Here is a 25,592-nt window from a genome sequence, read left to right as displayed (position 1 = left end):
TCTAATCACCCAAACAAGAGTTTTTAGCCGATAATTTCGAAATACTTATATATCTATGGAATCAAATTTTCAAGATCAGCCATTCTACCTAGTTAAAATTGGGTCTTCTCCCACCGAAGCTGATTTGGCTGTTGTTTCTACAGACATGAATGCCTCTCCTGGCGAACTGAATAGATATGTATTGAAATCTTTTGGGTATCCTGATTCGGCTTTAAAGGAGTTGGAAGTTAACAGTGGCTATGCACTTCTTCAGCATGACAATTTAAACCCCATATTATTTATAGTTACAGTGGGTGAAGATAATCCCATAATTAACTTAAGAAAAAACCTAACCAACGGTTTGCGGGTTTACAAAGATCTTTTTTATAGCAAAACCATTTGGATTCCACTAATGGGAATGGGAGCGGGAGAGCTTGATATTACAACGAGCTTTAACGTTACTGTGGATATACTAAACACTTTATTTCCTGAAGGTGCGGCAGAAGGATTGCAATTCATTATTTCGTTGCCACCAACTCAGGATGGGCAGAATCTTTTCAGCCAATTAAAAAACCCGGTTGATTCTAATACCAATACCAATACAACAACTACTAGTTCTGGCATTAATGCAAACTTAATGGATGAAAGTGATGCGCGTGTATTTTTGGTGGAAGCAGAATGGGGTTTTAATTCGCAAATGGAGCGTTTTTATTCTGAAGGTATTTGGGAAACCCGTGAAGGGGAAACCTACAACGAAATTATTAACCCCATAGAAAGTGGGGATTTTTTGATAATTAAAGCTGCATCGCCGCATAAAGGCAAGGCGTCGATTTATTTAAGAGGACTGGGCGTAGTTGTTGGAAACCCTAAAAATGGACGTTCTTTAAATGTGGAATGGATTGTTCGTGATATTGAAATTCCGATAGGGGAATTAAATCATTACACCAGCACTATAGCCGAAGCCAGCAAAGAGGAAATCCGAACCATTATTTCCCAATTAAATCCAGATCAATTTGCCATCCTCAAAGACAGATTGCAAAATAATATGCCCACAAGGCCAAGCCTCATAGCAGGTCTGCTAAGTGATGCCGATGTTGGGGAAGATCAACTTAATATTACAAAAGATGTTATGGCCTTTGCAAGGGTAATGGCCGCTAAAAGTTTTATTCCGCCCTTGGCGATTGCACTTTTTGGCAGGTGGGGCTCTGGCAAAAGTTTCTTTATGAATAAATTAAAGGAGCGTATCAATACCTTCTCATTTAATGAAGAACAGACCGTTTTTTGTAAAGGTATTGCGCAAGTGCATTTTAACGCCTGGTCCTATATGGACTCCAATCTGTGGGCAAGTATGGTCACCCGAATTTTTGAAGGTTTACAGGAATATATCAGCAATGACACCAAGGCTCAAGATGAAAAAGAAGGCATCGAAAACATTTTCAAAGAAAACCTGAGCATGGCCAATGAAGCACAGGAAAAACTTAAAAAGGAAAAAAGCCTCGTTGAAGAAAAACTGTCCAATCTACAAACCGAAAAGAAAACAATACAAGAACAACTAAAAAAGAAAATTGAAACTATTGAAGAAAAAACCCTGTTCGGAATGCTTTCGGAAATGGATTCCAAATTTCAAATAGAACAAAAGGTAACAACAGCATTTACAAACAATAAAACAATTATTGAAAATGTTGCACAATTTAAAACCATCATTCCCGAAGAATATTGGAAAACTCCCAAAGAACTATACAAACGCACCACTTCCGTTTTCACATTTCTAAAAACCTTTTTTAAAGCGGGTAAGTGGCAAAAGAATATGCTATGGGTGGCAGTTATAATTTTTATAATAATCACTGTGCCTTTGACGATAAATTTTATTGCTGAAAAAATGGGCAAAGCCAACCTAAAACTTTCAACTGAAATGTGGGCATTCCTAACACTTGCTGGTGGAGCTGTGCTTCGCGGAATAAAAACCTATAATCAGCTGCAACCTTTGGCAGCTTCTTTTTGGAAAATTAAAGAAGATTACGAACGCGAAACAGAAAAAACCACCCTAGATTTCCACCAACGTCAAAAAGCATTGGAATTTGAAATACAAAGCTCCCGCAATGAAATTGAAGCCATAACCCAACAGATAAACGTTACAGAGGAAAAGAAAACAGAACTGGAGTTTCGTATAAAAAACACCCTGTCCACCGAAGCTTTGTATTCTTTTATAGAACGGCGTTCAGAAAGTAAGGACTACAAAGATCAGTTGGGGATAATTTCAATAATCCGAAAGGATTTTGAAGTGCTCAACGAGCTTTTTAAAGAACACGCTGTCGAGCTGAGCAAGATAACCGTGGAAGATTCCCTAAAATTCAAGACCTATTTTGAAAAACCTTTAGAACGCATCATTCTGTACATAGACGATTTGGATCGTTGCCCTGAAGAACGTGTGGTGGAGGTACTGGAGGCTGTAAACTTATTAATGGCCTTTCCATTATTTGTGGTAGTGGTTGGTGTGGATCCACGATGGGTACAGAATGCTTTGATTAAAAGACATCAGTTACAGTTCACCAAATCTATGGAAGTAAATGGAATTGAACCAATAAGCCCTTCAGACTATTTGGAAAAAATATTCCAAATACCATTCACTTTAAAGGAAGCGGATGATAAAAGCGTAAAAAATATGCTCGCCTCCCTTTCCGGCACGACTTCCATAAAAAACAAAACCAAAAAGACAGCAAATTCACCAGCCAATAACCAAAAGGAAAATGTACAGTCTAATCTAGAAACACCGCAGGAAACACAACCAAGCCAAAAGCTGCCTACTAAAAAGGAACTTCAACAACTCGCAGAGATACTTACGCTTACTGATGAGGAATTACAACTTATACAATCAATGTCGCTCATTATTGGTTCCAGTCCACGTGGCATTAAAAGATTTGTGAACATTTATAAAATCATTAAGGCTCACGACGATTTTCCCTCAAAAATAAATAAAGAGCGAATTCAGGGAATTTTGTTTCTCTTGGCCTTACCCATTGGGGAATATAAAAAACTGTATCAAGATTTTATAGAATATCTAGAAGATGACGTTAATGATCCGATGCAGGTCAAGGATTTTTTGAACATTCAATACGGCCTTGAGCATCAGGATTTAAATGATATAAAACAAGAGCTCTTCAATATTTTAGTTTCCGAAAATATTACTTTGAATATTGAAGATGTAAAAATGTACTATCCATTTATACAGCGGTTTTCATATCATATAACTTAAATAAGTTACTTCTTCTTTTTGGATTTCCCCATTTCCTTTTTAGGGTGAACAAGTTTCAGCTCATTAATTAAATTCTTCGCTCCTGCGTATTTATCCATAATAAAAAGCACATAGCGAATATCTACCATAATGTTGCGCGATAGGGCAGGATCATAGTAATAATCGCTCATAGTGCCTTCCCAAACACGGTCAAAGTTTAGCCCTATTAGATTCCCGTAAGCATCAATTGCGGGACTTCCAGAATTTCCACCAGTAGTGTGATTGGTCCCAATAAAGTTAATGGGCATTTTTCCGTTTTCGCCATACTGGCCATAATCTTTAGCTTTGTAGAGGTCTATAAGTTTTTGTGGAACATCAAATTCATAATCGCCGGGAATGTATTTTTGCATTACGCCCTCAAGGTGTGTTACGGGCTCGTAATATATAGCATCAGCTGGGGAGTAGCCAGCAACCTTTCCATAGGTAATGCGCAGAGTACTATTGGCATTCGGGAAAATACGGGCGTCTTTTGGACTTAGTTCCAACAACGCTTTCATATAATCGCGTTCCAAACCAGAAATGTTTAATTCCAATTCTTCATATTTGGGTGCTACTTTGTCAAAATAAGCAGTTGCCATTTCAGCTACCACTTTAAAACCTGAATCATTATTCAGCTTTGCTATCACTGTTTCGGCATCGCCTTCCAATAGTTTTTTCAGGGAAGCATAATCCACAAAAGCAGAGTTTGTGTAAACATTGTCAGTCAATTGCTGGGCGTTCATATTGTTAAATGAAGCTGGCAAAAACTCTTTCGGCACTCCTTTAGCGTACAGTGCAATCAAAGCCTCAAAAACCTCTTTGTCCACTTGTTTGCTGTAATCTTTATATTGGCCTTCCAATCGCTCCACCATATTGTTTCTTCTATCTTCAAAAGACTGGGCGCCACGATTTTCATAAACCTGTTTCAATTGATAAGCTTGGTAAGCGGTGCGAAGCAGCTCCACATTGCGCAATACGGTTTCCAAATAATACTCACGGGCAAGAGCATAAGGCTCAATTTCGGTGTAGTATTTTTCAAATTGAGGTAATATTTTGCCGTATTCCTGTTGTTTTCCTTTTTTGTTTATTTCAGAAGTAAGCGCGTTTTCCTGTTGTTTTTTTATACTCACGGCCTTACTCTTTGTTAAACCAAGGGTTTCGCCTTTCCACTTTTTCCAGTAATTGGCAATACGAGCATATTTAGAAGCATATTGAATCTTTATTTGCGGATCGGCACGCATATACTTGTCCTGAATAGCCAAGGCGGCGTCACGAATGGCAATCCGCGCTGGGTTGATAGTGTTTATAACTTGCTCAATTGCAACAGATGGCAAGTATTCATCAGTAGTTCCGGGATACCCAAAGACCAATGTAAAATCATTTTCCGCAACTCCATCCAAGGAAATTGGAAGGAAGTGTTTTGGAGTGTAAGGCACGTTATCTTCAGAATATTCTGCGGGACGATTGTTTTTGTCGGCATAAATTCTGAAAAGGGAAAAATCACCGGTATGTCGAGGCCAGATCCAGTTGTCTGTATCGCTACCAAATTTCCCAATAGAGGAAGGCGGAGCGCCTACCAATCGAACATCTTTAAAGGTTTCAACCACAAAAAGCATGTACTGGTTGCCTTCATAAAAAGTACGTACACGATTTTCCTGCCAGGCTTCTTTAGGAGAAGTTTGCACCACATTGGCAATGTTTTCTTCTATCTTTTTTTGCTTGTCGGCTTCAGTCATTGCTTCGGAAATACCATTCATTACTTGGCTTGTAACGTCTTCAATACGCACCATAAAACTTGCGGTAACCCCGGGATTGGGTAATTCCTCTTTTTGGCTCATTGCCCAAAACCCATTCTCTAGATAATCATTTTCCAAAGAGGAATGGCTCTGTATCTGCGAATAACCGCAATGGTGATTGGTAAGTAAAAGCCCTTGGTTACTAATAACTTCGGAAGTACAGCCGCCGTTAAAATGCGGTACGGCATCTTTCAGGCTCGCATTGTTAACGTCATAAATATCCTTAGCGGTCATTTTCATGCCGAGGTTGGTCATTTCAGATTCGTTCATTCCTTCCAAAAGTGAAGGAATCCACATACCCCCTTGCTGGGCGAATATAGGAAGGGATAAAAAGATAAAGAGAAGGCGTAATAATTTCATGATAACTGTTTTTAATGATATCGTGCAAGATAACAATACCTCGTGAAAGCACAATTTATTTAAATGAGAGAAATATGACGGATATTCAAAAATGAGAAGATGGCCAATAGAGAACCACTTAAAAGGAAATTGGAGGAAAAATAGAACAAAAAAAAGCTTACAGATAGCGAAAAGTAATAGCTCCTGATACCGTTTTTGAATAAAATTTAGTTAGATTTTTTTTATAATCGTTCTTCCAATTCTGCAACAAGAAAGAGAACTAAAAATAAAACTGCTGTTCCAACTACTAATGCACCTACTCCCATACAGCAATATTAATAAAAAATTATTTTGAATAAAAGTAGTTGAGGTAAATATAATGTGGAAGGAGAGTATTTTCGCCATCTACAACAAGCCACAGTAATTTCTAAAAAATTGATGTATCATAATTATTATTTCACAAACATCATAAAATGAGTGCTTTGTGTTTAAATGTCATTATTTTTTCTTAATTTTATTTTCTCCTCTTCCCCATTCATTATTTGGCAAGTAAATATGCCAAATTTATATACCTACTTATGTTGGAAGCAGTTGTTTATTTTAAGCCAAGTACGATTACCAATCTAATCAAAGAGTCTCGTTTATTTAAAACGGCTTTACTTTTCTCTGACGCTGCTTATTCCAATAATCCAGAGTTAAGTTCGTTGATTGCCGTCCACGGTCTTGATGATGCTATCAGCACCGAGCATCAGTATGAAACCATTCTAAATGCAATGCCGGCATTGAACCCTACTGCTTCAGTGGACCATATGAGGGAAAATTTACTGCAGATAAAGAAATTAAAAAACAACAACAGAAAATCTTCACGAGAAATTATTGCTCTTAAAAAAGCGCAAAAACAGTTGGGGCAGATTAATAACACCTTTAGAATAATTACAGAAACATTATTTGATTCCAGTAGTTTTTCGAGCATTACCTCTTTCTTGAATAAGAAAATATTTTTGGAATACAACGAGGTTTCCTTAAATCCAAAATCACAACATCTCTTCATTTTAGATGAAGATCTATTGGAAGGCTATTCTCAAACAAACTTTCTAGAGTCAATCAAGAAAAATAAAGGAATTGAAGATCAGAGTATAATGATTCTGCCACTCCTTACCGAAAATGAATTTGATCAATTTTCAATCGCAAGCATTTTAAAATCACAAAAAATAGCAAAGCCAGCCCTTTTGGATTTACTGGCTTCATTAAGTTTAACTCTTCAGAAAAAAAACTTAGATATTATTAATATAGAGGTGGAGCGTTTTAGTGCTCTCACTTCAGGTTTCCCTTTTAAAAAAACTTCCAAAAAGCTTAAGACTAAAGATTCAGCATTTATCTGCTTAGGTATTTGTACTTCCCAATTATTTGAGAAAATAATAAAAACTACTCCCTTAGAATCTTCCCCAATCCCAACTCCTCAGGGATTTGTTCCATTCATATTCAATAAAACAATCAAAAAGAATAAACCTAAAGCCACGAAGCAGGCTATGCTTCAAAAGAATTAGTATTAACATTAAAACCAAAAATCATGAACCGTATCACATTAGCACTCGATGGGGTGGCGATGGGGCGAAGGGCAATGGTTACTAAAAAGTTGAAAGAAACAGCTTTTAAACCAGTGGACTTGGCACCTGCATTTCTCACAGTGTACAAGAAAAGCAAGGATCAAGGTATCATTTTGGCAGAAGCCTATGCTGAGACCATTAAAAATCCAGAGGAACATCGCGAACTTTTTCAACGTGTATCTTTAATGAAAAAAACAGAACGCAAAGCTTTCATCAAAGGCTATCAAAACGCTGGGCAGGGTAAGGGTGTAGTCCACGCCATAAGCCAATTGCCAAGAGGACAGGCTCATTTATTGATGGAAGATTTATTGCTCAAAACAAAAAGCAAGAAAAGCATCGATAAGCAGGGTGCCCAAGATGTTCTTATTTGGCTGCGGGATGCAGGCGAAACTTCGCGTAAGCTCGAAAATGATGGACGCAATACTCCTGTAGATCCAGATGTGGATTCGGCTGTAGTGGAATTTTTCGAAGACATTGCAGATGCCATTGCAGATGCTATTGATGCTATTGTTGATGCAATTGAAGAAATTATAGACTCTATTGGCGATCTGCTACAAGAAATTGCAGATTGGACCCGTGCAGCGGTTTCAGCTTTATGCCAAGCCTTAGTAGCAGCGGCAAACACCGTGGCAGATGTACTTCAATACGCAGTTGAATCAGGTTTTCAGATTCTCAAAAAAATGGTTCAAGGCATACAAGATATTGGTAAATCACTTTTTAATATTCTGGAAGAAGCCTTTACGTTAGTAGTTAATTCCGTCAGGGAAATCTTAAGAGCCATTGACAGCCTAGTAGGGGTTTTGGTTGATTTGTTATCTTGGCTAGCTGCAAAAACTTTTGAAATTGTAAGAAAAGGTATAGAAGCACTTATTGAATTAGGTAAATCTATCGGTAATATCTTATATCAAGCTTTTGAATTTGGGCTTACCTTAATTCGCAACACTGTACGTGCTTTGCTTGCAATTGGCAAGGCCATTGGCGAAATATTGATCACTTTGGTTACCCGCCCATTGTCACTTTGGGACCAGGTAATACAATCGTTTACAGATTTGGGAAATACGCTAACCGATCTCTTTGATGAAGTTATAAGTGCAGGTGCAGATTTGATTGAAGAAGTAGCGCGTTCATTGGCCAATATTGGTACCGCAATAGTAGATTTTATGGCCTACGTTGCCAATGCAGCAGTTGAAGTAGTACAAAAAATAGTTAGCGCTCTTTTAGCTGCCGGAAAAATTATTTCAGACATGGTAATATCCATGGCGCAGATAGCGATTGCAGGAATAAAAAAAGTAGTTGATGCCCTTTTTGCCATTGGTACTACCTTAATTAACTTGCTGAAAGATGTAGTTTCCATAGCTTTTGATTTATTGAAACACGTTGTAAAAGCAGCATTTGAACTTGGGAAGACCATAGTTGAATTTGTAGGTAATATGGTAAGTTTTACCTATCGTTTGGCAGCGCGTTTAATAGATGCTGCCATGCAAATTGGGAAAGCACTAGTGGATATTCTAGAAGCTGTTGTAGGGGCTACCTATTTTGTATTCCGAAAAATTATAAACGGTGTGTTACAGGCTTTGGGTCCTGTGGGCGACGTTCTGGGCTGGTTGCTAGACCGCGGTGAAGCTTTGGCTTCAGGGCTGTGGCGAGAAACATTATTGGCAATTCGGTTTGTTAAGAAATCTGTCACAGAAATTTTAGATTGGGGAATGACTCAAGTAGATGCTGTCTTTGATAAAATGTTGGAATTAATTGAAGACATAGGCGAAAATATTTCCAAAGTTATCGATTGGGCCGCTGCAATTGGTGACGCCGCACTTACTTTATTAGGTGAGGCTACTGTGCGTGTTGGTAATTCTGTGAGTTACGTTTTATCATATCTGGAAAACGATTTCTTGGAAGGCATCAGGTCCTTTATTAATGGGGTATTGCAAGTGGGTTATTTAGCCGTTGATCTTTTGGTTTGGGCCGCCCGTCAAACAATCAATGCCATGAAGGAGATTGTTCTTGGTCTTATTGCCTATGGCTTAACCTTAGCGCAAATCATGGCAGATACTGTTCGCAATCCTGAAAATATCATCGCCAATTTCGTCCAAGCTTTCCGCGAAGCTGGACAAACGGTAGAGGATATCTCAAGGGCCATTGCAGATCAGATAGAAAGCGAGGCCCAACTACTTATTGCTGCTGCATATAACAGATTGGTGATTACCGGACAGGAATTTTTGGATGCCTTTATCCAAATTGGTGGAGGTGCAGTATTTCTTTTGGTCGGACTTTTATTGGAAATTGCAGGTCTTTTCAGAAGCCTTACTGCCGAAGAAGAAACCGAAGCACGACGTGTTTTCGGCGACTCATTGCCTTATAATATGGTTCACGTGTTTATTGGATCGTTTGTGGCCAATGTGGCTTCCGGCAATACCGGAGGCAATACGGGAGTAGGGACAATGCGCATTATACACTTTCCTGATGGTACCGTTCTTTCAAAAGGAACGCCAGCCTCCCCAGGTAATTTTGGATGGCTTATGCACGAACTAACCCACGTTTGGCAAGGAGAATATTCAGGTCCTATCTATATGGGTGATGCACTATATTCCCAAGCCACTGAGGGCTATGATTATGCTGATCCTGGAAAGACTAAGGAACAAACTCTGCTTGACGCTACAAGTAATGGTTTAGGGTTAGATCATTTTAATCCAGAGCAACAAGGTGATATTGTGCGCGATTATTATAATAGGCTGTTTATAAGTAGTGATGTAACAGCTTGGGAACCGTTTATTGATGAAGTAAGAGCCGCATGATAACAATTATAGCTTCAAAGAAAGCAATGGAAGCCTTGCAGCCGCTTATAGAAGCCTATCAAAAAAAAGGTTTTCTTCCACGACCTGTAGTTTCTGATAAATTGGATGTTTCATCAGAACTTTTGTCTCATTATGCTGAAGACAGTCAAGCTATTGTTTGGGTGGGGGCGCCGCGGCGCTCTCCCCGTACTTTATTGACGGGACCCGTCCTGATTCGTGGAGATGGCACGGCTATACCTATTGGTTATCTTCCTGAAAGCAGCATACAATCAATTAGGCTTTTTGCCGAAACAGCTGCAAAAGTGCAGTTGCGCGATGGAGCGCAGCAACCTGTGGCTATTTTAGGGCAACGCCATAAAAAATACATCAGGCTTGCAACACGTATTGAGACCTTGCTGAATGAGAACAATGGAAAAACACCACCTTATAGATGGACGAGTGATTTGTTGGTAAAAGAAGAAATGCTGAAAGGCCTACGTACTGGTTTGGGACTTGCCCTTTATTTCGGTCACGGTCGACCAATTGGTTGGGTAGGTTATTACGGCTTGCGAAAACATCATTTTGAAGAATCCAAGGGAGAACCATTGGGTGCCTTACTCTCTATTTGCTGTGCAACGGCCAGTAGAAAACGCACTGGACTATCCTTTTCAGAAGCTATTCCGTTGCAAGGTGCTGCTGCAGCCAGTTTTGGTGCGGTTATGAATACGTATCACACAGACAATACACGTTGGGCGGTACGTATCACTAACGCATTACAGAAGGGAGTAACAACCATTGGCGAATTAATTGTTGCTGCAAGCCCTCCAACGCAATCTGCCATGGATAGTTACCGTATTTTTGGTGATCCGTTGGCACCAATTTGTGGTACTCAGCAGGCAATTCAATTTGCAGATAAAATAAAAGTATATCCATGAAAACAGAAATAGACATTGCAGATCATTTAAAAACGATGCTTTTTAAGGTAAGCAAGAAGATACCCAGGAATCTGCTTTATGATGATCATTTTTATCATGATTTGAATATTGATTCTTTAGACCTAGCAGAATATGTGGCTAATATTGAACAGGAATACCAAGTGCGAATATCTGATGAGGATTGGGAAAAACTTTCCTCTATAAATGCAGTGGTTGCCTATTTACATAAACAATCCAATAACCTATAAATATAATGCCTAATGCGGAAGGATGAAGTGGTAGTAAGCGGCATGGGGGTGATGACTCCTCTGGGAAACACAGTGGAACAATTGTGGCAGAATATAATACAGCAAAAATGTGCTGCTAAAAATTGGGATGATTTAGAAACCCAAGGTTTTAGAACAACCATAGCTTGTAGGCTAATGGATCCATCCATACCCAACGATGGCACCCGTGGACAAATAATGGCGCTGCGGGCTGTACAGCAGGCGTTAACGCAAGCAAATATCGCTATTAATCGTGATGTAGGTGTTTTTGTTGGAACCACTATGGGTGAAAGTTTTGCATTTGAAGAGGCCGCATCTGGTAAGCCGCTGGACATTTCAAAAGCTACTGGCAATGTGTTTGCCAAAACGATTCTGAAGCATTTTAATTTTGAGGGACCAACGGCAGCATTTGGTACCGCTTGTGCAGCTGGCAATTATGCAATTGGTGCTGCTGCTCAAGCGGTACGCTCCGGAAGGGTTAAACTGGCCATAGCTGGGGGAGTGGATCCATTTTCTCGTATTGCTATGGTAGGTTTTAGTCGCTCCCGGGCCATGACACCAGACTTTTGCAGGCCTTTTGACCTTAATCGAAAAGGAATGCAGTTAGGTGAAGGTGCTGCCTTTTTAATACTTGAAACATATGAAAACGCTCTTAAACGCCACACAACACCTTTGGCGATTATCGGCGAACTGGGGTTGAGTTGTGATGCCTACCATCACACAAAACCCAATGAGAATGGTTTTGAAATGGGGCAGGCTATGCAAAATGCATTAAAAGCATCTGGTATTAATTCTAAACAGGTAAATTGGATATGTGCCCACGGCAGTGGTACCATGGCCTCAGATGCTGCCGAAGCCTTAGCTATTAAAAATATATTCGGGGAAAGAAATACTTGGGTTAGCGGTTTAAAAGGCGCGCTAGGCCATAGCTTGGGTGCCGCAACGGCAATGGAAGCTGTAATATGTGTGAAGTCATTACTTCACAAAACGGTACCGCCAACGGTAAATCATTTAGAGTTGCCTTCAGATTTTGGTATTAAAATAGCGGTGGAACCTATTATAATGGAAAATATGGATTGGGTTCTGAATTGCGGTTACGCCTTTGGCGGAATCAATTCGGCATTATTAATTGGAAAAGTATGAAATCAGAAAATCTTTATTTTTTTCAGCATAATTTTTCTGAAACGGAAATAGACGCTGCCGATATATTCGGTGGGCTTGCAGATGTCATTTCATCGTGCTATTCCAATGATGCATTTCCGGCAAAAACAGCTATCTATCTTTTTACGCCAGATGCGGGAGTCTATCACTCCATAGGTCTTTGGGAAAATGCCTTGGAACACGGTCCAGATTTTGCCAATCCCAGAAATTTTCCTTGGACGCTCGCTTCCTGTCCTGCCAGTTTCTTGGCGCGCAACCTCAATGCGCACGGTCCAAACACCACTTTGATAGGTGGAATAGAGAACCTTCCGCAGATAGAAGAATGGTTACAACTTCACGCAGCGCAGGAATTAATTGAGGTGGCTATAGTTGTCTATTTACAAAATAATACGAATATCTTAAATCCATCTTCGGGATTTTGTAAGGGAGGGATCATTTCAATTGGAGCGGGTTTTGATCTCAATTCTAATTTTGAAGAGCTAAGGAACTTTTTTCTTGATAATTAATCATACTGAATATTCAATACTTCCAGTTTACGCAGCTCCCCGCCCATATTAAAAGAAACTACATCCCCTATAGTATGTCCGGTTAGCGCTACGGCTATGGGTGCCACAAAAGCTATTTTTTGCTTGGCTACATCCGCTTCATCAACCCCTACAATCTGAAAAGTCAGTGTAATAGGGGAGGTGTTGATTTTATAGCTAACCGTTGCCCCAAAGCGCACCTCTTCCTTGGGCTGTGTTGCTGGGTCCAGAATTCGCGCAGAGGCAATTCGTTCATTCAACAGATCTAGCTTGCTATTTAGTATTGCAAGCTCTATCCGTCTTTGTTGTTCGTTAGTAGTGGGTAGCTTGGCGCTTTCTTCTTCCAGCTCCTTCCGTTCGGCTTGCAACAATTCCATTCCCAATGGCGTAACATAATTGGTAGCTCCAGCAGGTAAAGCTGCACGTGGAGGAATGATTGGCGTTTCCTCTTGGTCTCCTTCTTTAACAAAACCTCGGCTCATAAATATGTGTTTTGAATGTAAGTTATGAATTATTCTACAAATGCTACAATTAAGTCTTTATTAATAAGCAGTTATATCTGTAAGTTTTCTTCATTTTATTTTAGAATAGGCTAAGAAGCGATTTGTTTTGCTAAATGTGAGATTTTGTCTGCATTTTGGTTACTGGTATAACAAATTATGGAGACAATGGATAACAGCAAGGACAACCCTATAATAATTAGAAGGGTGTACTTTATAAACCTTGAAGCCAAAAAGCCATAACTATCAGCTTTTATCTTCGGCATAAAATGTAATGTATTGATTGGGTAGGTTAGCGCTTAATAGATAGGGGACAATTGGCAGTGTAAAATTAGAATACAGACCAAAACATCGTTGCTTATATAATTTTTTTAATAACTTAAATAATTTATTTTCAATATATTAAATTTTTTGCAGGTTTTGACAGGAAATTATAAGCCATTCTTTTAAAAATGAAAAGACAAACTCTTTGTAGAAGATAAGCTTGAACTTATGAAAGTAGACAAAAGAAAAAAAACCATCTGCATTGTAGATGGTTTTAATACCTAATTCTATTTATAGTTTGAATTATAGTGTTTTACAAAACTTTCTTTAAAATAATGGCCTCAGTTCTGTAAATAATTCGGTTTTTCAAGATTTGGATATTCGGTTATTCAATAATACGATAAATGTAAATAATTAATATTGAAAATATTATAGTAAAATCCTCCAAAATGAACTGGTTTTTTTCTCATTGTGAGTAGTTGGAAGTTTTGCAGCAAGATGTCAGGGTGAGCGAAGTCGAACCCCTTTATTAGAAAGATGTTGCTTTATAAAACACAACATTTCGACTCTGCTCAGTTTGACAGCGGGATACTATTTGAGAAAACAAATGTCGGACTTAGTGGTATTATACACTTCCTTGCTCTTCGCTTAATATTTATTTTTTGGTTATAAACTTTACTATAAAATAGCATTGCTTTTAAAAATTTAACATTCCAAAGTGGTTGATATTCAAATATTTACTATATTTACAAATGCCCTTATCAACATATAGATAGTGGCTGAAACTCTCCTCTTTTTAAGCATTTCTGCTTTTAATTCGGCAATTACTTCCCGATTGGTTTCTTACTGAATAATTGTTTAACTTCAAAATTCTAGTAAAATGACCGCAAAAAAGATTATTAGAACTAAGGCGACCCTAAAAAAGTCACCTGCCGCGAAAGCAGCCACTTCTAAAGTAACGGCTGCAAAGAGAACAACCAAGCCGGTTGTGAAGACCAGCATTGCCCGCCCTAAAATTGTGAAACCCGGAAAGCTTTCCGCATCCACAATCCAAAAGGTTGGGACCATTGCCCAAGTGAGGCACTTTAAATTTACCGAGGAAAAGCCGATGCGCTTTGACCCCAAAAAAATTAACGCCCATGTTTTTAAAAGAGGCGTTAATGCCCCCAAAAACATTGAGTTTGTAATGGAACCTACCGAAGGTGAGGTGGTGCTTTTTCATCCAACCCCAGGCTTTACCAGTCAAAAGTCGCCATTGGCACAACTTTCCATTTGGGTTAAAATCTATAACACAGGAACTGAAACAGTAGATCTGGACAAAGTGGTGCTAGAATACAAAAAAGGCAACACCACCGTTAAAAAGGATGTTTACTTGCCCTCAGACAAACTTGTTATAGAGCCAGCCCATTACGCAAGCTGGCAGAATAGCCGCGAATACCATGAAAATGGTGATGTGGTTTTCTTGGAAGCCCCATTCCCCAACAAGGTGAAGTTGAGCTTCCATTTTAAAAATTACAGTGGTGCGCTCTCCGTAACCAAAAACCTAAAACCTTATTCCCATGCGCTCGCCCTTCCTTTTAGCAAGGCTGACTTTGGCGATGAGGAATATGTGTCTGGCTATTCCATGCACGGTGGCGGAAGCCAAGTGTTTGCGTATGACTTGGGAGTGGAAGCCTATAAGGACAAAGCTTGGCGTGGCCTGTTGCCAAACAAGGACGGCAGTAAAAACGAAGACTATCGCATCTGGGGCAAACCCATCAGGGCGATGGCAGACGGCACCGTCCTCCATTTTGAGAACAACATTCCCAACAACTGGAAGCCCGATGGTTCCGACGAGGGAATGGAAAAACAAAAAGCAGAACTTTGGGGCTCCTTTGCCCATGGTGGCGCAGGAAACCATTTATTCATCCGCCACGGTAACGTTGTTGCCCTATATGCACATATGCAGAAAGGATCAGTCACTGCTTCCTTGTTAAAAAAGGGAGCAAAAGTTAAAAAAGGCGCCCTTCTTGGGAAGGCTGGTAATTCGGGTAACTCCAGTGGTCCTCACCTCCATATACATATTAAGGAATATAAAAGTGATAGCGAACCAGATAGTGGAGCTTTTAGACCCTTGCTCTTCAACACTGGCTATACAATAGGGAAGGAGTTTTACAAGACTCCTAAATCCAACATTAATTGGTCCAAGCTTAACAACCAGGGCATTCCGGGACAAAAAAGCAAGGCCTGTTTTGTGTCCATGGACCATCCTTACTGTGAGTACCCCACCAATTGGGGCGAGGTATCTAAACATGGTGTAGCCAATAGTAATTATCAAGAGGAATTTGACAAGATTTGGACCTGTGGCTATTATCCCGTTTGGGTGGATGGTTTTGATGTAAACGGAAAAACATATTTCAATGTTATCTTTCGTCCCTCAAAAAATGTGTCATGGGTAGCCCGTCATAATATGGACGGCAAGAAATATCAAGCTGAGTTTGATAAATGGGTCAAGGCTGGTTATAGGTTAATCAATATAAATTCCTATCTATTGAGCGGCAAGCTGCGTTATGCGGCCGTCTGGAAAAAAGACAGTTCCGTGAAGTGGATGGCCTATCACGGGCAACCGCTTGCTTGGCACGAGGCCAATTTTGAAAAGCACCACAAGGCCGGATGGGTCCCCGCAAACGTTTCCTGTGTGCATATAGGTTCCAAAACCTATGTTAGCGCACTTTGGGAAAAGAAAAAGACAGGCGGGTTTTACCTGCGTCCAGACATGACCTTGCAAGGCTTTAAAGATGCCTTTAAGGACTATACCGATAAAAAGAAGTTCAAACTCGTTTATCTGGATGCCTATGTAAAAGGCGGCAAACCCCGATTGAGCGGAATCTGGTACAAAAATGCACCCGATTATAACTCCTGGTGGGAAAAGCACCACCTCTCTGGCGCGCAATACCAAACCGAATATACCAGTATGCTTTCCAAGGGCTATCTCACCCGCTGTGTAGCTGGCTATGAAGATGGCGATAAAGCCCACTACGAAGGTATTTGGTCTAAATAGTATTTGTGATTATACCTAGTTTCTTTGCACTGCAAAAGAAAGCATGCTTTTTTTCAGTGCAAAGAAATATACCCATAACGCTTCTATCTTCCGAATTTGAAGTGTATGCTCCTCCCCGTATGAAAATACATTTAATGGAGTAAGCCCAAAATCCATGATAAAAAAGAGTAGGCATTAAACTAAAAAAAAGTAATCATGGCAAAAAATCCTGAAGACTTCAACAGAAAATTCAAGATCTATGTAGATTTTGAACGACCACCCGAAATAGAGCTGCCGCTTATTGGCTTTCTCTTTAATTGTAGGGGAATATTGCTGCAATGGCAATATGTGAAAGACAATATCCTGGAGTTTAATCTTGACAAATTACCTCCTGGAAATAGGAATCGGAAAATAGACCCTGAACAGCTAAAGCTTTTTATTGCTCCAGCTTCCGATAAAAAAATCACTCGCGTTAAAACTACGCAGGAGTTGCAAAGCTATAAGGCCTATGAACCAATCTTAAGGCTGAACGATAACAATGTGTTAGACATATTGCCCATTCCTGAAGGCCTATCAATCTTCTGGATTAAATGTAAATGTCGCGTAAGTGGAAAAGTGTCAAAATGGTTCAACTTTGGCAATGGTTGGGAAGACCTGCCCGTATGCCGGGCGCGGGTACATATTTGTGAGGTTGACCCTATCATGTTTTGGATCCGTAAAATACCTGATCACATTATCGCCAAAGTACCTGATGCTGTATTAAATCCAAAATTTAAAGTGCCCATTCCCATTCCAGACCCTGGCCCTTATCAGCGGATTGAACGTTTCCCAATGATGAGTGGAGGGCTGAACGAAGAGAATATTTTCAAGACGCAGTCCCTTCCGGAAATGCGCAAGGAAACACTTTCGCTATTACCTGAATTGGGTCCAGAAATAAAACAACAATTTGCCTCTGGCAACTTGAATGTTATTAGGGATACCATAGTGAAAAACTATGCGCTGTTGCATCCATGGTTCTGCTTTTGGCCTTGGTGGTGGCCCTATTTTTACCGTTGCCAGGAATTGGCAGTAGTAGAAACCAATGCCGCTGGTAGGTTTGAAAAGAATATTTACTACAACTGCTTTAGCGATAAGCCTGATATTTATATCTGGGTGGAATATATGATAGATGGGGTATGGACTACGGTTTACAAACCGCCCAAACCATGCAATATCCATTGGAACTACGTGTGTGGTACCGATATCAATATCCACTTGACCCATCCAAGGGTAGCTGGCGATTGCTGCTGCGATTGCGAGCTTATTGGCGAAGATGTATGGATACGCACTTTGGGCCATACCAGTGTTTCCCATATAAAACAGGGGCATCAAATGTTAGCGCCTCCAGGCCAGAGCGTAGCCTACGACCGTATTGGTCTTACCGATGCGGGCGCAGCAGGCGACAGCTTCCTGGTTACAACGGTAGATGATTACAAAAGACCGTTTGGCGGAAGTCCTATCTTAAGAATGGGCTTCGGACCGGCCCTGCCGAACGCAAATGTTTACTATTATCGTTGGAGCTACAGACAGCGTGCGAATGCTGATTTGGATTTTGTAGGTGATTCCTATAAACCCTTGCCTCCCAAAGGTGGAGAAGTAAGAAAGGGATATCAATATCGCTATAAGGATGCCAATGACGACTGGCAATGGGCACCGGAAAGTAAGAAGCTTGGACCATTTACCGTAGGTCCAAATGATAACTTGTACATCATTCCGCCAGAAGAGCCAACCATGGCACCTTTTAATGTGCCTGCGGACTCACATCCGCATTGGCACCAAGAGACCTATTATATGGATACCATTCAGTTTGATACTACTGTTATCCAGAATTTTGAAAATGGTCTGTATGAGCTGAAATTGGAACTGTTTGACCAAGCGGGGAACTTATTTCAGAACATTCCAAAAGCTAACTTTAAGACCCCAAGACACGACGATGCAAGGTATAGCGAGAATGCACCTAACGTCCTTTTGGAAAATCCTACAGCTACGAATGCAGATGCCTTCAATATGCTCATAAGGGTTGACAATGGCCAGTGCGTAGGCGATATCTACACAGTAAATGTAAATGGCACGCCCGCATCTTCCAATTGCTGTGGTTTTGTGAAGTATAAACCCGAAGGCGTAGAGGCAGTACTTGAGCTATCCTTTAAAGCTACCCATCCTACCGATTTTGCGGAGTTTAGCTTTGGAGTAGTAAAAGGAACCTGTGAAGGGTTCTCAATAGCCAATGCAAAAGGGATGGTTATAGACAGTGCCTCTGGCTATACCTTAAACACAGCAACTGGTGTATACAGCAGGAGCTTTACCCCTATTGAATTACTAGGTGAGTGTTATGAAGATGGCGCTGGAAAAGCTGCCTTTGCAGAAACATTGCATATAATTTCTACGGCTACGGATGGTATATCGCGGGTTGCCAGAGATTATAGCAGAACAGTAGCATTTGCGCTGGAGCCATAGATTGATGTAAATCAATTAGCCAAAAAGCCCGTAGATTTTTTCTATGGGTTTTTTTATAAGTAAAAGCCCTCCTAAGCTTTGCTGAAAAGCGCAAAGCGCAGGAGGGCGAAGGTGGAGCCGGAGGGATTCGAACCCTCGTCCAAACAAGCAATTATACTGCCTTCTACATGCTTAGTTTTCATTTAGGTTTTCGAGAGATTGCCGGTCGAAAACTACCAACGCACTCCTTATCTTTACTTGAGCTTCACAAGAGCATCAAAGCCCTACTCTTGCTAGGTTTACTTTTACGAAGCCACTATATCAACCGCCGTAAACCAAGGCCGTTGAGTGACTTCCTGCTTGCCCACCTTGTGGGCCGAGGCACATCCTACTATGATTCGGATTATGCAGCTAGGGCGTAGTTATTCTCGCCGTTTAAAAAGTGTGAAATATGAGATTAACGAGCTATATCCCAGCGCTCGACATGCTTACAATACAATTAGACCCGCTGTCAAAACCAGTCGGCCCCTTTTTTTCAATGAACAATTATTAATTACTATTTAGCAATTAGCAATGAACTCGCGAAGATACATGAAAAACCATATCTTTGCCACCACAATAATTATTCAAAAAACATACCAAATGCCCATAACCTTTGCCATAATCAAAGAACGCAAAAACCCGCCAGACCGTCGTGTGGTTTTTTCACCAGAAAAGTGCCAAGAAGTCATAAAACAGTTTCCCGATGCAAGGATAATTGTTGAGGCTTCAGATATTCGCATTTTTTCAGATGAAGCATATCGCAATGCAGGCTTTGAGGTGATGGAGGATATTTCGGCAGCAGACGTAATGTTGGGTGTAAAGGAAGTACCTGTGGATGCCTTAATTCCGAATAAAAAATACTTTTACTTTAGCCATACCATCAAAAAGCAGCCTTATAATCGTAAGCTTTTAAAGGCAATGCTTAATAAAAATATTGAAATGTTTGATCACGAAACAATTGTCAATGCAGATAGACATAGATTAATTGGTTTTGGTTATTACGCGGGTCTTGTGGGAGCATACAATGGCTTTAGGGGATTGGGCTTGCGCGATAAGTTGTTCACACTTCCAAAAGTGGAAACCCTTCCAGACTTGGATGCCGTGAAAAGCGAATTGGATAAAATAACCCTACCGAATATAAAAATGATTCTTTCTGGAACAGGAAAAGTGACAAGAGGAGCTAAAGAAATTCTGGATCATTTAAAGATTCGTGAAGTTACTGATGCGGAATACCTTTCCAAAGATTTCAACGAGCCGGTGTATTGCCTAATAGATGTTTCAGAATACAACAAACGCAAAGATGGCGGCGCTTTTAACAAGGAAGAGTTCTACGAAGATCCCAAAGATTACGAAAGTGATTTTATGAAGTACGCCAGAGTTAGCGATGTTTTCTTTACAGGTCACTTTTACGGGAATGGTGCTCCCTATCTTTTCACAAGGGAGGATGCCAAAAGACCAGACTTTAAAATAAACTTGGTAGCAGATATTTCTTGCGATGTGGATGGCCCTATCGCTTGTACACTTCGCGCTTCAACGATTGCGAATCCTTTTTATGGTTACGATCCAAAGAGTGAAAGTGAAACAGCTTTTGACGCTCCTGGAGCTATTGCTGTAATGGCAGTAGATAATCTGCCTTGCGAGTTGCCGAAGGACGCCAGCGAAGGTTTTGGCGATATGTTTTTGGAAAACGTAATCCCCGCATTTTTTAATGGTGATAAAGATGGAATTCTGCAACGTGCCAGAATCACGACAGAAGATGGAAAACTTACGCCCAGATTTGCATATTTACAGGATTATATAGAAATTGCGGACTGATAAATTAACTTTTCATTAACAATTCATCTCTAAAGTTATTGACCCTAAAAGAAGATTAGCAATTGTAACTGGAGCCGCTTCTGGCTTGGGTTTTGAATTAGCCTTACTGTTGGCTAAAGATAACTACGACTTATTTTTAGTAGATGTTGATGCCGAAAAACTTCAACAGGCGAAAGAAGAAATAACAGCTCTTTATCCTTCAGAAATCCAATTGCTGCATAAAGACTTGAGCCAACAAAATGTCTCGGAGGAAATATTCCAGGCACTGGATGGTAGAACTATCGATGTGCTCATCAATAACGCAGGTTTTGGGATTTTCGGTAGTTTCAACGATACCGATTGGGAACGGGATGCAGCTATGTTAAACCTGCACGTTATGACCACAACCCATTTAACCAAGTTGGTCTTAAAAGGAATGGTAGCTCGTGGCAGGGGAAAAATACTTAATATGTCTTCCTTGGCAGCCTTTCAACCAGGCCCTTTGATGTCTTTGTACTATGCATCCAAAGCGTATATCCTTTCCTTTTCCGAAGCTATTGCCAATGAATTGAAAGGCACCGGAGTTACGGTTACCTGTTTATGTCCCGGCCAGACGAAAACCTGTTTTCAGGAAGTAGTTTCCAGTGGGTCCAAAGCATCAGAGAACAAGATTAAGTTCAATATTGCCTGTCCAAAGGAAGTTGCCGAATATGGCTACGAAGCCATGCAGAAAGGAAAAGTTGTGGCCGTTCCTGGAAATTTCAATAAAATCCTTTCCAAGTTACCACGCTTTGTTCCAAGACGCACTGCCACGGCTATTATACGCAAGATTCAAGAGAAGAACCGGGACAATCAGTAGTCGGTTTTCTGTCGTTAATATTCAATTTTCCCTTAAATTCTCTTTAACTCAATAGGCTCGTTGGTTTGGATTTTTACCAGCTCGGCAAAAAACTCTTGTAATGATTTATAGGCTTCTGGCGCAAAGCTTTGATTGTTTAGTTTTACACTCAACCTAATGTTTATTTTGTTACTCGAAACATCATAAACTACTGATAATTCGCCGTCATTTTCAGGAAGTTTCAAAAGCTTGTTGGCGGGGACCTTCACGATTTCGTATTGGTCTTTCATATCTATGGAAACCAAATAATTGTTCATTATGGGAAATCCAAAATTTATTGGGTACAGTCTTTTTTCTGTGGTAAAAGGATTCTCAGAAAAATAAGTCTGCATCAAAAAAGGATAAAGAAAAAGCTTGTCGCCAACAGCTTGTTCGTGCAGTGAAATATCATAGCTTTCTTTGTAAGGTTGCTCTAAATCTTTTTCATTTTCCATTACAAGGTTTGTAATGTCCAAGCTTTCATTTTTGCTTTGTTTTCTTTTAATGATTTCATCTTTTCTGAAATCATTGTTTTCTTTTCGTTTATCAACTGAAATATAGCCCGTGGAAACCTCGTTCACCTTTCCTGAAAAAAGTCCAGATTCATCGGAAGAGAGTTGCATATTTACATAGTGCATGTTTTTAGCGATGGGCGCAATGGGTTCCCAATAGCTTCCTTTTTTGAAATCCATCACACGGCCTTCCACGTTCAAATCGCGAAAGGGAAGTATGCCAAATGGAGTGTGCTTGTCTGTGGCATCAAGCAGGTATTTTTCGTTGTTTATGGTTAGGAAAACTATGGCATAATTAAAATCAGTAAGCACGGGATATTGCTTGGTAGGCAAAGAATTTTCGCGAGTGGCGATAAGCATAATTTTGGCATTAAGGCCTGCGGCTTCCAGCGCGTTGATAAGCCCCAAATTGATTTCAGAACTGTTTCCCGTTTTCTTTTCAAAAGCTTCTTTTACACGAATGTCTTGCAGAATCCGTGTTTCTTTATTCCAAGCCATTTTTTCCTGAATAAAATAATAAACAGCCTTAGCGCGCTCGAGCTCATTTGAAACTGAAGTTATTGAAGCGGGAAGCTGTTCCTTAAAATAACTGGTATATTTCAGTTGGCGCCCCAAATCTTTATCATACTGAAATTCGTGATCCACATCATCCCAAGATTGGGAATATGTGGTTCTACTTTCATCTATATGAACAACATCCCGGAGTTCAAACTTCATTGAGGGCATGTAATTGTTTTTGGAAAGCATATATTTTTCCTCCTTAAACGCAGGAACATTTTTCATTGCATAGGTTGCAGATTCACAATCAGCCGCAAGTTTAAAACCTGGAAGGTGAAAACAATCCAGTTTTATTTCGGCGTGGTTTACATCCAGTTTTCGGTCACCATAAAGCACTCTGTTGTACCTATAGTTCCCAGGAATTTCAGTGTGAAGTTCAGAATAGATGGTTGGTATATCATTCATAAAAGCCCAGCCACCAAGATTGAAAAAATAAGGGGTTTCCAAACGGTAGGTATATTCCAAAATACTGCCGTCCTGAACATTGGCAAAAGTAAATGTTTTAACGGACCAGTGTTGTCCTTCCTCAGTGTCAAACACTGCATTTTCGCCCACATATACTTTAGATTTGCCATTATGGGTAAGTGCTTTAAAATCCTTTATATTTTCCTTCACCTCATTTTCACGGTAATAGGGGATTCTAAAAGTGGCATAATCAAAGTTTTTGGCATCAAATACCTTTATTTTTCTGTGAACTTCCTTAAAGAGCCTGATGTAACCATCGGCGGCGTCCACGGTGTAGTTTCCTCTCTCGTATAGCACCACGCCAGCAGCTTCTGGATCTAAAGAATAGCTGGTCATTGTAAATTCCTCGTTCAGAGGTTCACCAAAGGTGTGTATTCTTTGTGTTTGAGAATAGCAAATAGATATTAGGGAAAAACACCCTAGGAAAAGTAAAGTTTTAAAATTCATTCTATTTCTTTTTTAAAATAATGGATTCTTCTTTCAACATTGTTACCATAGTGCCGAAAAATTCTTTTAAAGATGGGTAAGCATCTGATGGAAAACGATAGGCATTTAGTTTCATATTGAAGCGGATGTTTATTTTGTTGTCTTCAGAAACATAGGTAACCAAACACTCACCGTCGTCGTTCGGAAGTTTAATGGTTCTGCTTTTTGGAAGTTGTTCAATGTCATAGACATTCCCCAAATCTATAGCTATTAAATAGGTGTTTGTAAATGGAAAACCGAAATCCATCGGGTAGCTGCGCTCCTTCATTTTAAAGGGATTTTCAGATATATAGGTTTTGTTGAAAAAAGGATAGAGAATCACTTTATCGCCAACCGTTTCTGGTTCTATGGTTACATTGTAACTTTCTTTTAACGGTTGCTCTATTGTGTTGAGGTCTTCTATTTGGTATTCTTCAATTTCAACACCTGCTTTGTCTTTTTCTTGCGTTTTTATGTATTCTTGAAGGGATTCTTCTTCAATACTATTTCTTTTTCCCAACCCAATGTAACCATAACTAGCTTGGTTTACTTTTCCTGTAAAATTCCCGTTGGTTTCTGCTGTTATTTGTGCGTTTGCGTAATGAATGTTTTGTTTAAAAGGTTCAATAGGCATCCAGTAGCTTCCTTTTCTGAAATCCATTACACGGGCTTGAACATTTAAGGCACGAAAAGGGATTATGCCGAAAGGAGCTTGTTTATTAGTAGCGTCTAATAATATTCTTTCGTTGTTTATCATTAATACCGCAAGAACATAGTTAAAGTTGGAAAGAACTGGATATAATTCTGTTGGCAAACCATTTTGGCGTGTGGAAAGTATTACTGACTTAGCATCCAATTTGGCTGCTACTAAAGCATTTACCAAGGAAATATTGATGGCTGTGACGCTACCTAGTTTGTTGTCGAAGGCATCTTTCACATTAATTCCATAGTTAAAATATCTTCCATTCCATGTATAATTATCTTGCATAAAACCATATACTGCTTTTGCACGCTCTAAATCGTCTTTAATATCAAGAATGGAATTAGGTAATTTTCTTTTAAAATAGCCTTTGTTTGTCAATTGTTCGCCAAAATCACTTCGAATTTCAAAACGGTAATCTACATCTTCCCAATTGCGTGTGAAAACTTGGTCAAAACCATAAAATGCCTTAAATGCCAAGGGTTCATATACAATCCTAGAGATATAGTTTTTCTTTGATAACATATAACTTTCTTCTGTGAACGAGGGTACATCTTTCATTGCATAGACGTCAAGTTCAGTATCTACATATCCAGAATTTGAGGGTAACAGAAATTCCTTCTTTTTAACCACTGCTTTTTCAATGAACAACTTCTTAGGTCCGTAAAGAATGCGATTATATCTGAAATGTGCAGGTAAATTGGTTTGAAACAAACTATAAACTGTGGGAAGCTCGTGCTGAAATTTCCAACCATCCAAATCATAGAAATAGGGGCTAACAATAGTATATTTGTATTCTAAAATGCTTCCGTTCTGTACATTTGGAAAAGTAAACTTCAGTACATTTCCGGTCCCTGACTTTTCAGTTTTATAGAATGCATTATCTGGCACAAAATTTTGAACAGCACCGTTGTGGGTTACTGCTTTATAGTCTTTAATTTCCTCGCCATAATATTCATTTCCTTCATAATAAGGTATCTCAACCGTTGCGTAATCAAACTTTTTGGCATCAAAGACTTTTATCTTTCTGTGTACTTCTTTCACCAGTCTGACTGATGTTCTTCTAACAATGGGGATTGCATAATAATTTCCAGATTCATAAAGTATTACGCCAGTAGCATCCGGTTCAGCTTCATAATTTTTAAGTTCAAATTCCTGTTGGGTGGGTTTTCCAAATTCATCAATTCGTTCTGATTGTGAATAGGAAAATAAAATTGTAAATACTAAAAATAGAAAAGTAATTTTTTTGGAAAGCATATTTTGGTGCTG

Annotated in this window: 15 protein-coding genes and 1 other RNA gene; 11 read left to right on the top strand and 5 right to left on the bottom strand. The window is 39.6% G+C overall.

The annotated features are described in order from the left end of the window. Nucleotides 1-55 precede the first annotated feature (55 nt). Nucleotides 56-3,232: a P-loop NTPase fold protein gene (locus Q2U82_RS01465; protein ID WP_410005987.1), complete on the top strand. Its 3,177-nt coding sequence runs from the start codon at nucleotides 56-58 to the stop codon at nucleotides 3,230-3,232. Between the two features lie 5 nt (nucleotides 3,233-3,237). Here Q2U82_RS01465 and Q2U82_RS01460 read toward each other — a convergent pair whose 3' ends face one another. Next, nucleotides 3,238-5,406 (bottom strand): S46 family peptidase, encoded by a 2,169-nt coding sequence (locus Q2U82_RS01460; RefSeq protein ID WP_410005986.1) that lies wholly within the window; start codon nucleotides 5,404-5,406, stop codon nucleotides 3,238-3,240. A 557-nt stretch (nucleotides 5,407-5,963) separates the two neighbouring features. Between Q2U82_RS01460 and Q2U82_RS01455 the strand changes: the two genes are divergently transcribed. From Q2U82_RS01455 to Q2U82_RS01430, 6 genes are read left to right on the top strand one after another with little or no spacing between them, the layout of a single operon-like run. Beyond that, nucleotides 5,964-6,932 carry a hypothetical protein gene (locus tag Q2U82_RS01455; protein WP_410005985.1) on the top strand — a complete coding sequence of 323 codons (969 nt, stop codon included), beginning with the start codon at nucleotides 5,964-5,966 and terminating at the stop codon, nucleotides 6,930-6,932. A 23-nt stretch (nucleotides 6,933-6,955) separates the two neighbouring features. Then, a complete protein-coding gene (locus tag Q2U82_RS01450; protein WP_410005984.1) occupies nucleotides 6,956-9,787 on the top strand; it encodes a hypothetical protein in 2,832 nt (943 codons plus the stop codon). After that, nucleotides 9,784-10,701, top strand: a complete 918-nt coding sequence (locus Q2U82_RS01445) for a C25 family cysteine peptidase (protein ID WP_410005983.1) — start codon at nucleotides 9,784-9,786, stop codon at nucleotides 10,699-10,701. The genes Q2U82_RS01450 and Q2U82_RS01445 overlap by 4 nt, the downstream gene beginning before the upstream one ends. Continuing rightward, nucleotides 10,698-10,949 (top strand): acyl carrier protein, encoded by a 252-nt coding sequence (locus tag Q2U82_RS01440; protein ID WP_410005982.1) that lies wholly within the window; start codon nucleotides 10,698-10,700, stop codon nucleotides 10,947-10,949. The genes Q2U82_RS01445 and Q2U82_RS01440 overlap by 4 nt, the downstream gene beginning before the upstream one ends. Nucleotides 10,950-10,961: 12 nt before the next feature. Beyond that, nucleotides 10,962-12,110 carry a beta-ketoacyl-[acyl-carrier-protein] synthase family protein gene (locus Q2U82_RS01435; RefSeq protein ID WP_410005981.1) on the top strand — a complete coding sequence of 383 codons (1,149 nt, stop codon included), beginning with the start codon at nucleotides 10,962-10,964 and terminating at the stop codon, nucleotides 12,108-12,110. Then, entirely contained in the window at nucleotides 12,107-12,634 is a 528-nt protein-coding gene (locus Q2U82_RS01430; protein ID WP_410005980.1) for a hypothetical protein, read from the top strand. Before Q2U82_RS01435 ends, Q2U82_RS01430 begins: the two co-directional genes overlap by 4 nt. Here Q2U82_RS01430 and Q2U82_RS01425 read toward each other — a convergent pair. Beyond that, complete coding sequence (locus Q2U82_RS01425) at nucleotides 12,631-13,134, bottom strand: GreA/GreB family elongation factor (protein ID WP_410005979.1); 504 nt, start codon at nucleotides 13,132-13,134, stop codon at nucleotides 12,631-12,633. The genes Q2U82_RS01430 and Q2U82_RS01425 overlap by 4 nt on opposite strands. Before the next feature lie 1,162 nt (nucleotides 13,135-14,296). On the opposite strand from Q2U82_RS01425, the gene Q2U82_RS01420 reads away from it, so the two are divergent. Next, entirely contained in the window at nucleotides 14,297-16,456 is a 2,160-nt protein-coding gene (locus Q2U82_RS01420) for a peptidoglycan DD-metalloendopeptidase family protein (RefSeq protein WP_410005978.1), read from the top strand. A 195-nt stretch (nucleotides 16,457-16,651) separates the two neighbouring features. Further along, a complete protein-coding gene (locus Q2U82_RS01415) occupies nucleotides 16,652-18,931 on the top strand; it encodes a hypothetical protein (RefSeq protein ID WP_410005977.1) in 2,280 nt (759 codons plus the stop codon). Between the two features lie 109 nt (nucleotides 18,932-19,040). Here Q2U82_RS01415 and ssrA read toward each other — a convergent pair. Beyond that, nucleotides 19,041-19,439, bottom strand: a transfer-messenger RNA (tmRNA) gene (gene ssrA, locus Q2U82_RS01410). A gap of 119 nt (nucleotides 19,440-19,558) precedes the next feature. Here ssrA and Q2U82_RS01405 point away from each other — a divergent pair. Both Q2U82_RS01405 and Q2U82_RS01400 read left to right on the top strand, forming a co-directional pair. Next, complete coding sequence (locus tag Q2U82_RS01405) at nucleotides 19,559-20,767, top strand: NAD(P)-dependent oxidoreductase (protein WP_410007109.1); 1,209 nt, start codon at nucleotides 19,559-19,561, stop codon at nucleotides 20,765-20,767. A 25-nt stretch (nucleotides 20,768-20,792) separates the two neighbouring features. Further along, the gene (locus Q2U82_RS01400; RefSeq protein WP_410007108.1) at nucleotides 20,793-21,605 is read left to right on the top strand and encodes an SDR family NAD(P)-dependent oxidoreductase; all 813 of its coding nucleotides are present in this window, start codon (nucleotides 20,793-20,795) and stop codon (nucleotides 21,603-21,605) included. A gap of 32 nt (nucleotides 21,606-21,637) precedes the next feature. Here the strand turns inward: Q2U82_RS01400 and Q2U82_RS01395 are convergent, their stop codons facing one another. Next, nucleotides 21,638-23,605 (bottom strand): hypothetical protein, encoded by a 1,968-nt coding sequence (locus tag Q2U82_RS01395; RefSeq protein WP_410005976.1) that lies wholly within the window; start codon nucleotides 23,603-23,605, stop codon nucleotides 21,638-21,640. A gap of 1 nt (nucleotide 23,606) precedes the next feature. Next, entirely contained in the window at nucleotides 23,607-25,580 is a 1,974-nt protein-coding gene (locus tag Q2U82_RS01390; protein ID WP_410005975.1) for a hypothetical protein, read from the bottom strand. Nucleotides 25,581-25,592: the final 12 nt, after the last annotated feature.

The organism is Aequorivita nionensis (genome assembly GCF_046352995.1).
GTDB lineage: Bacteria > Bacteroidota > Bacteroidia > Flavobacteriales > Flavobacteriaceae > Aequorivita > Aequorivita nionensis.
Note: the sequence above shows the minus strand (reverse complement) of the source record. Positions and strands in the feature narration are given on the sequence as shown.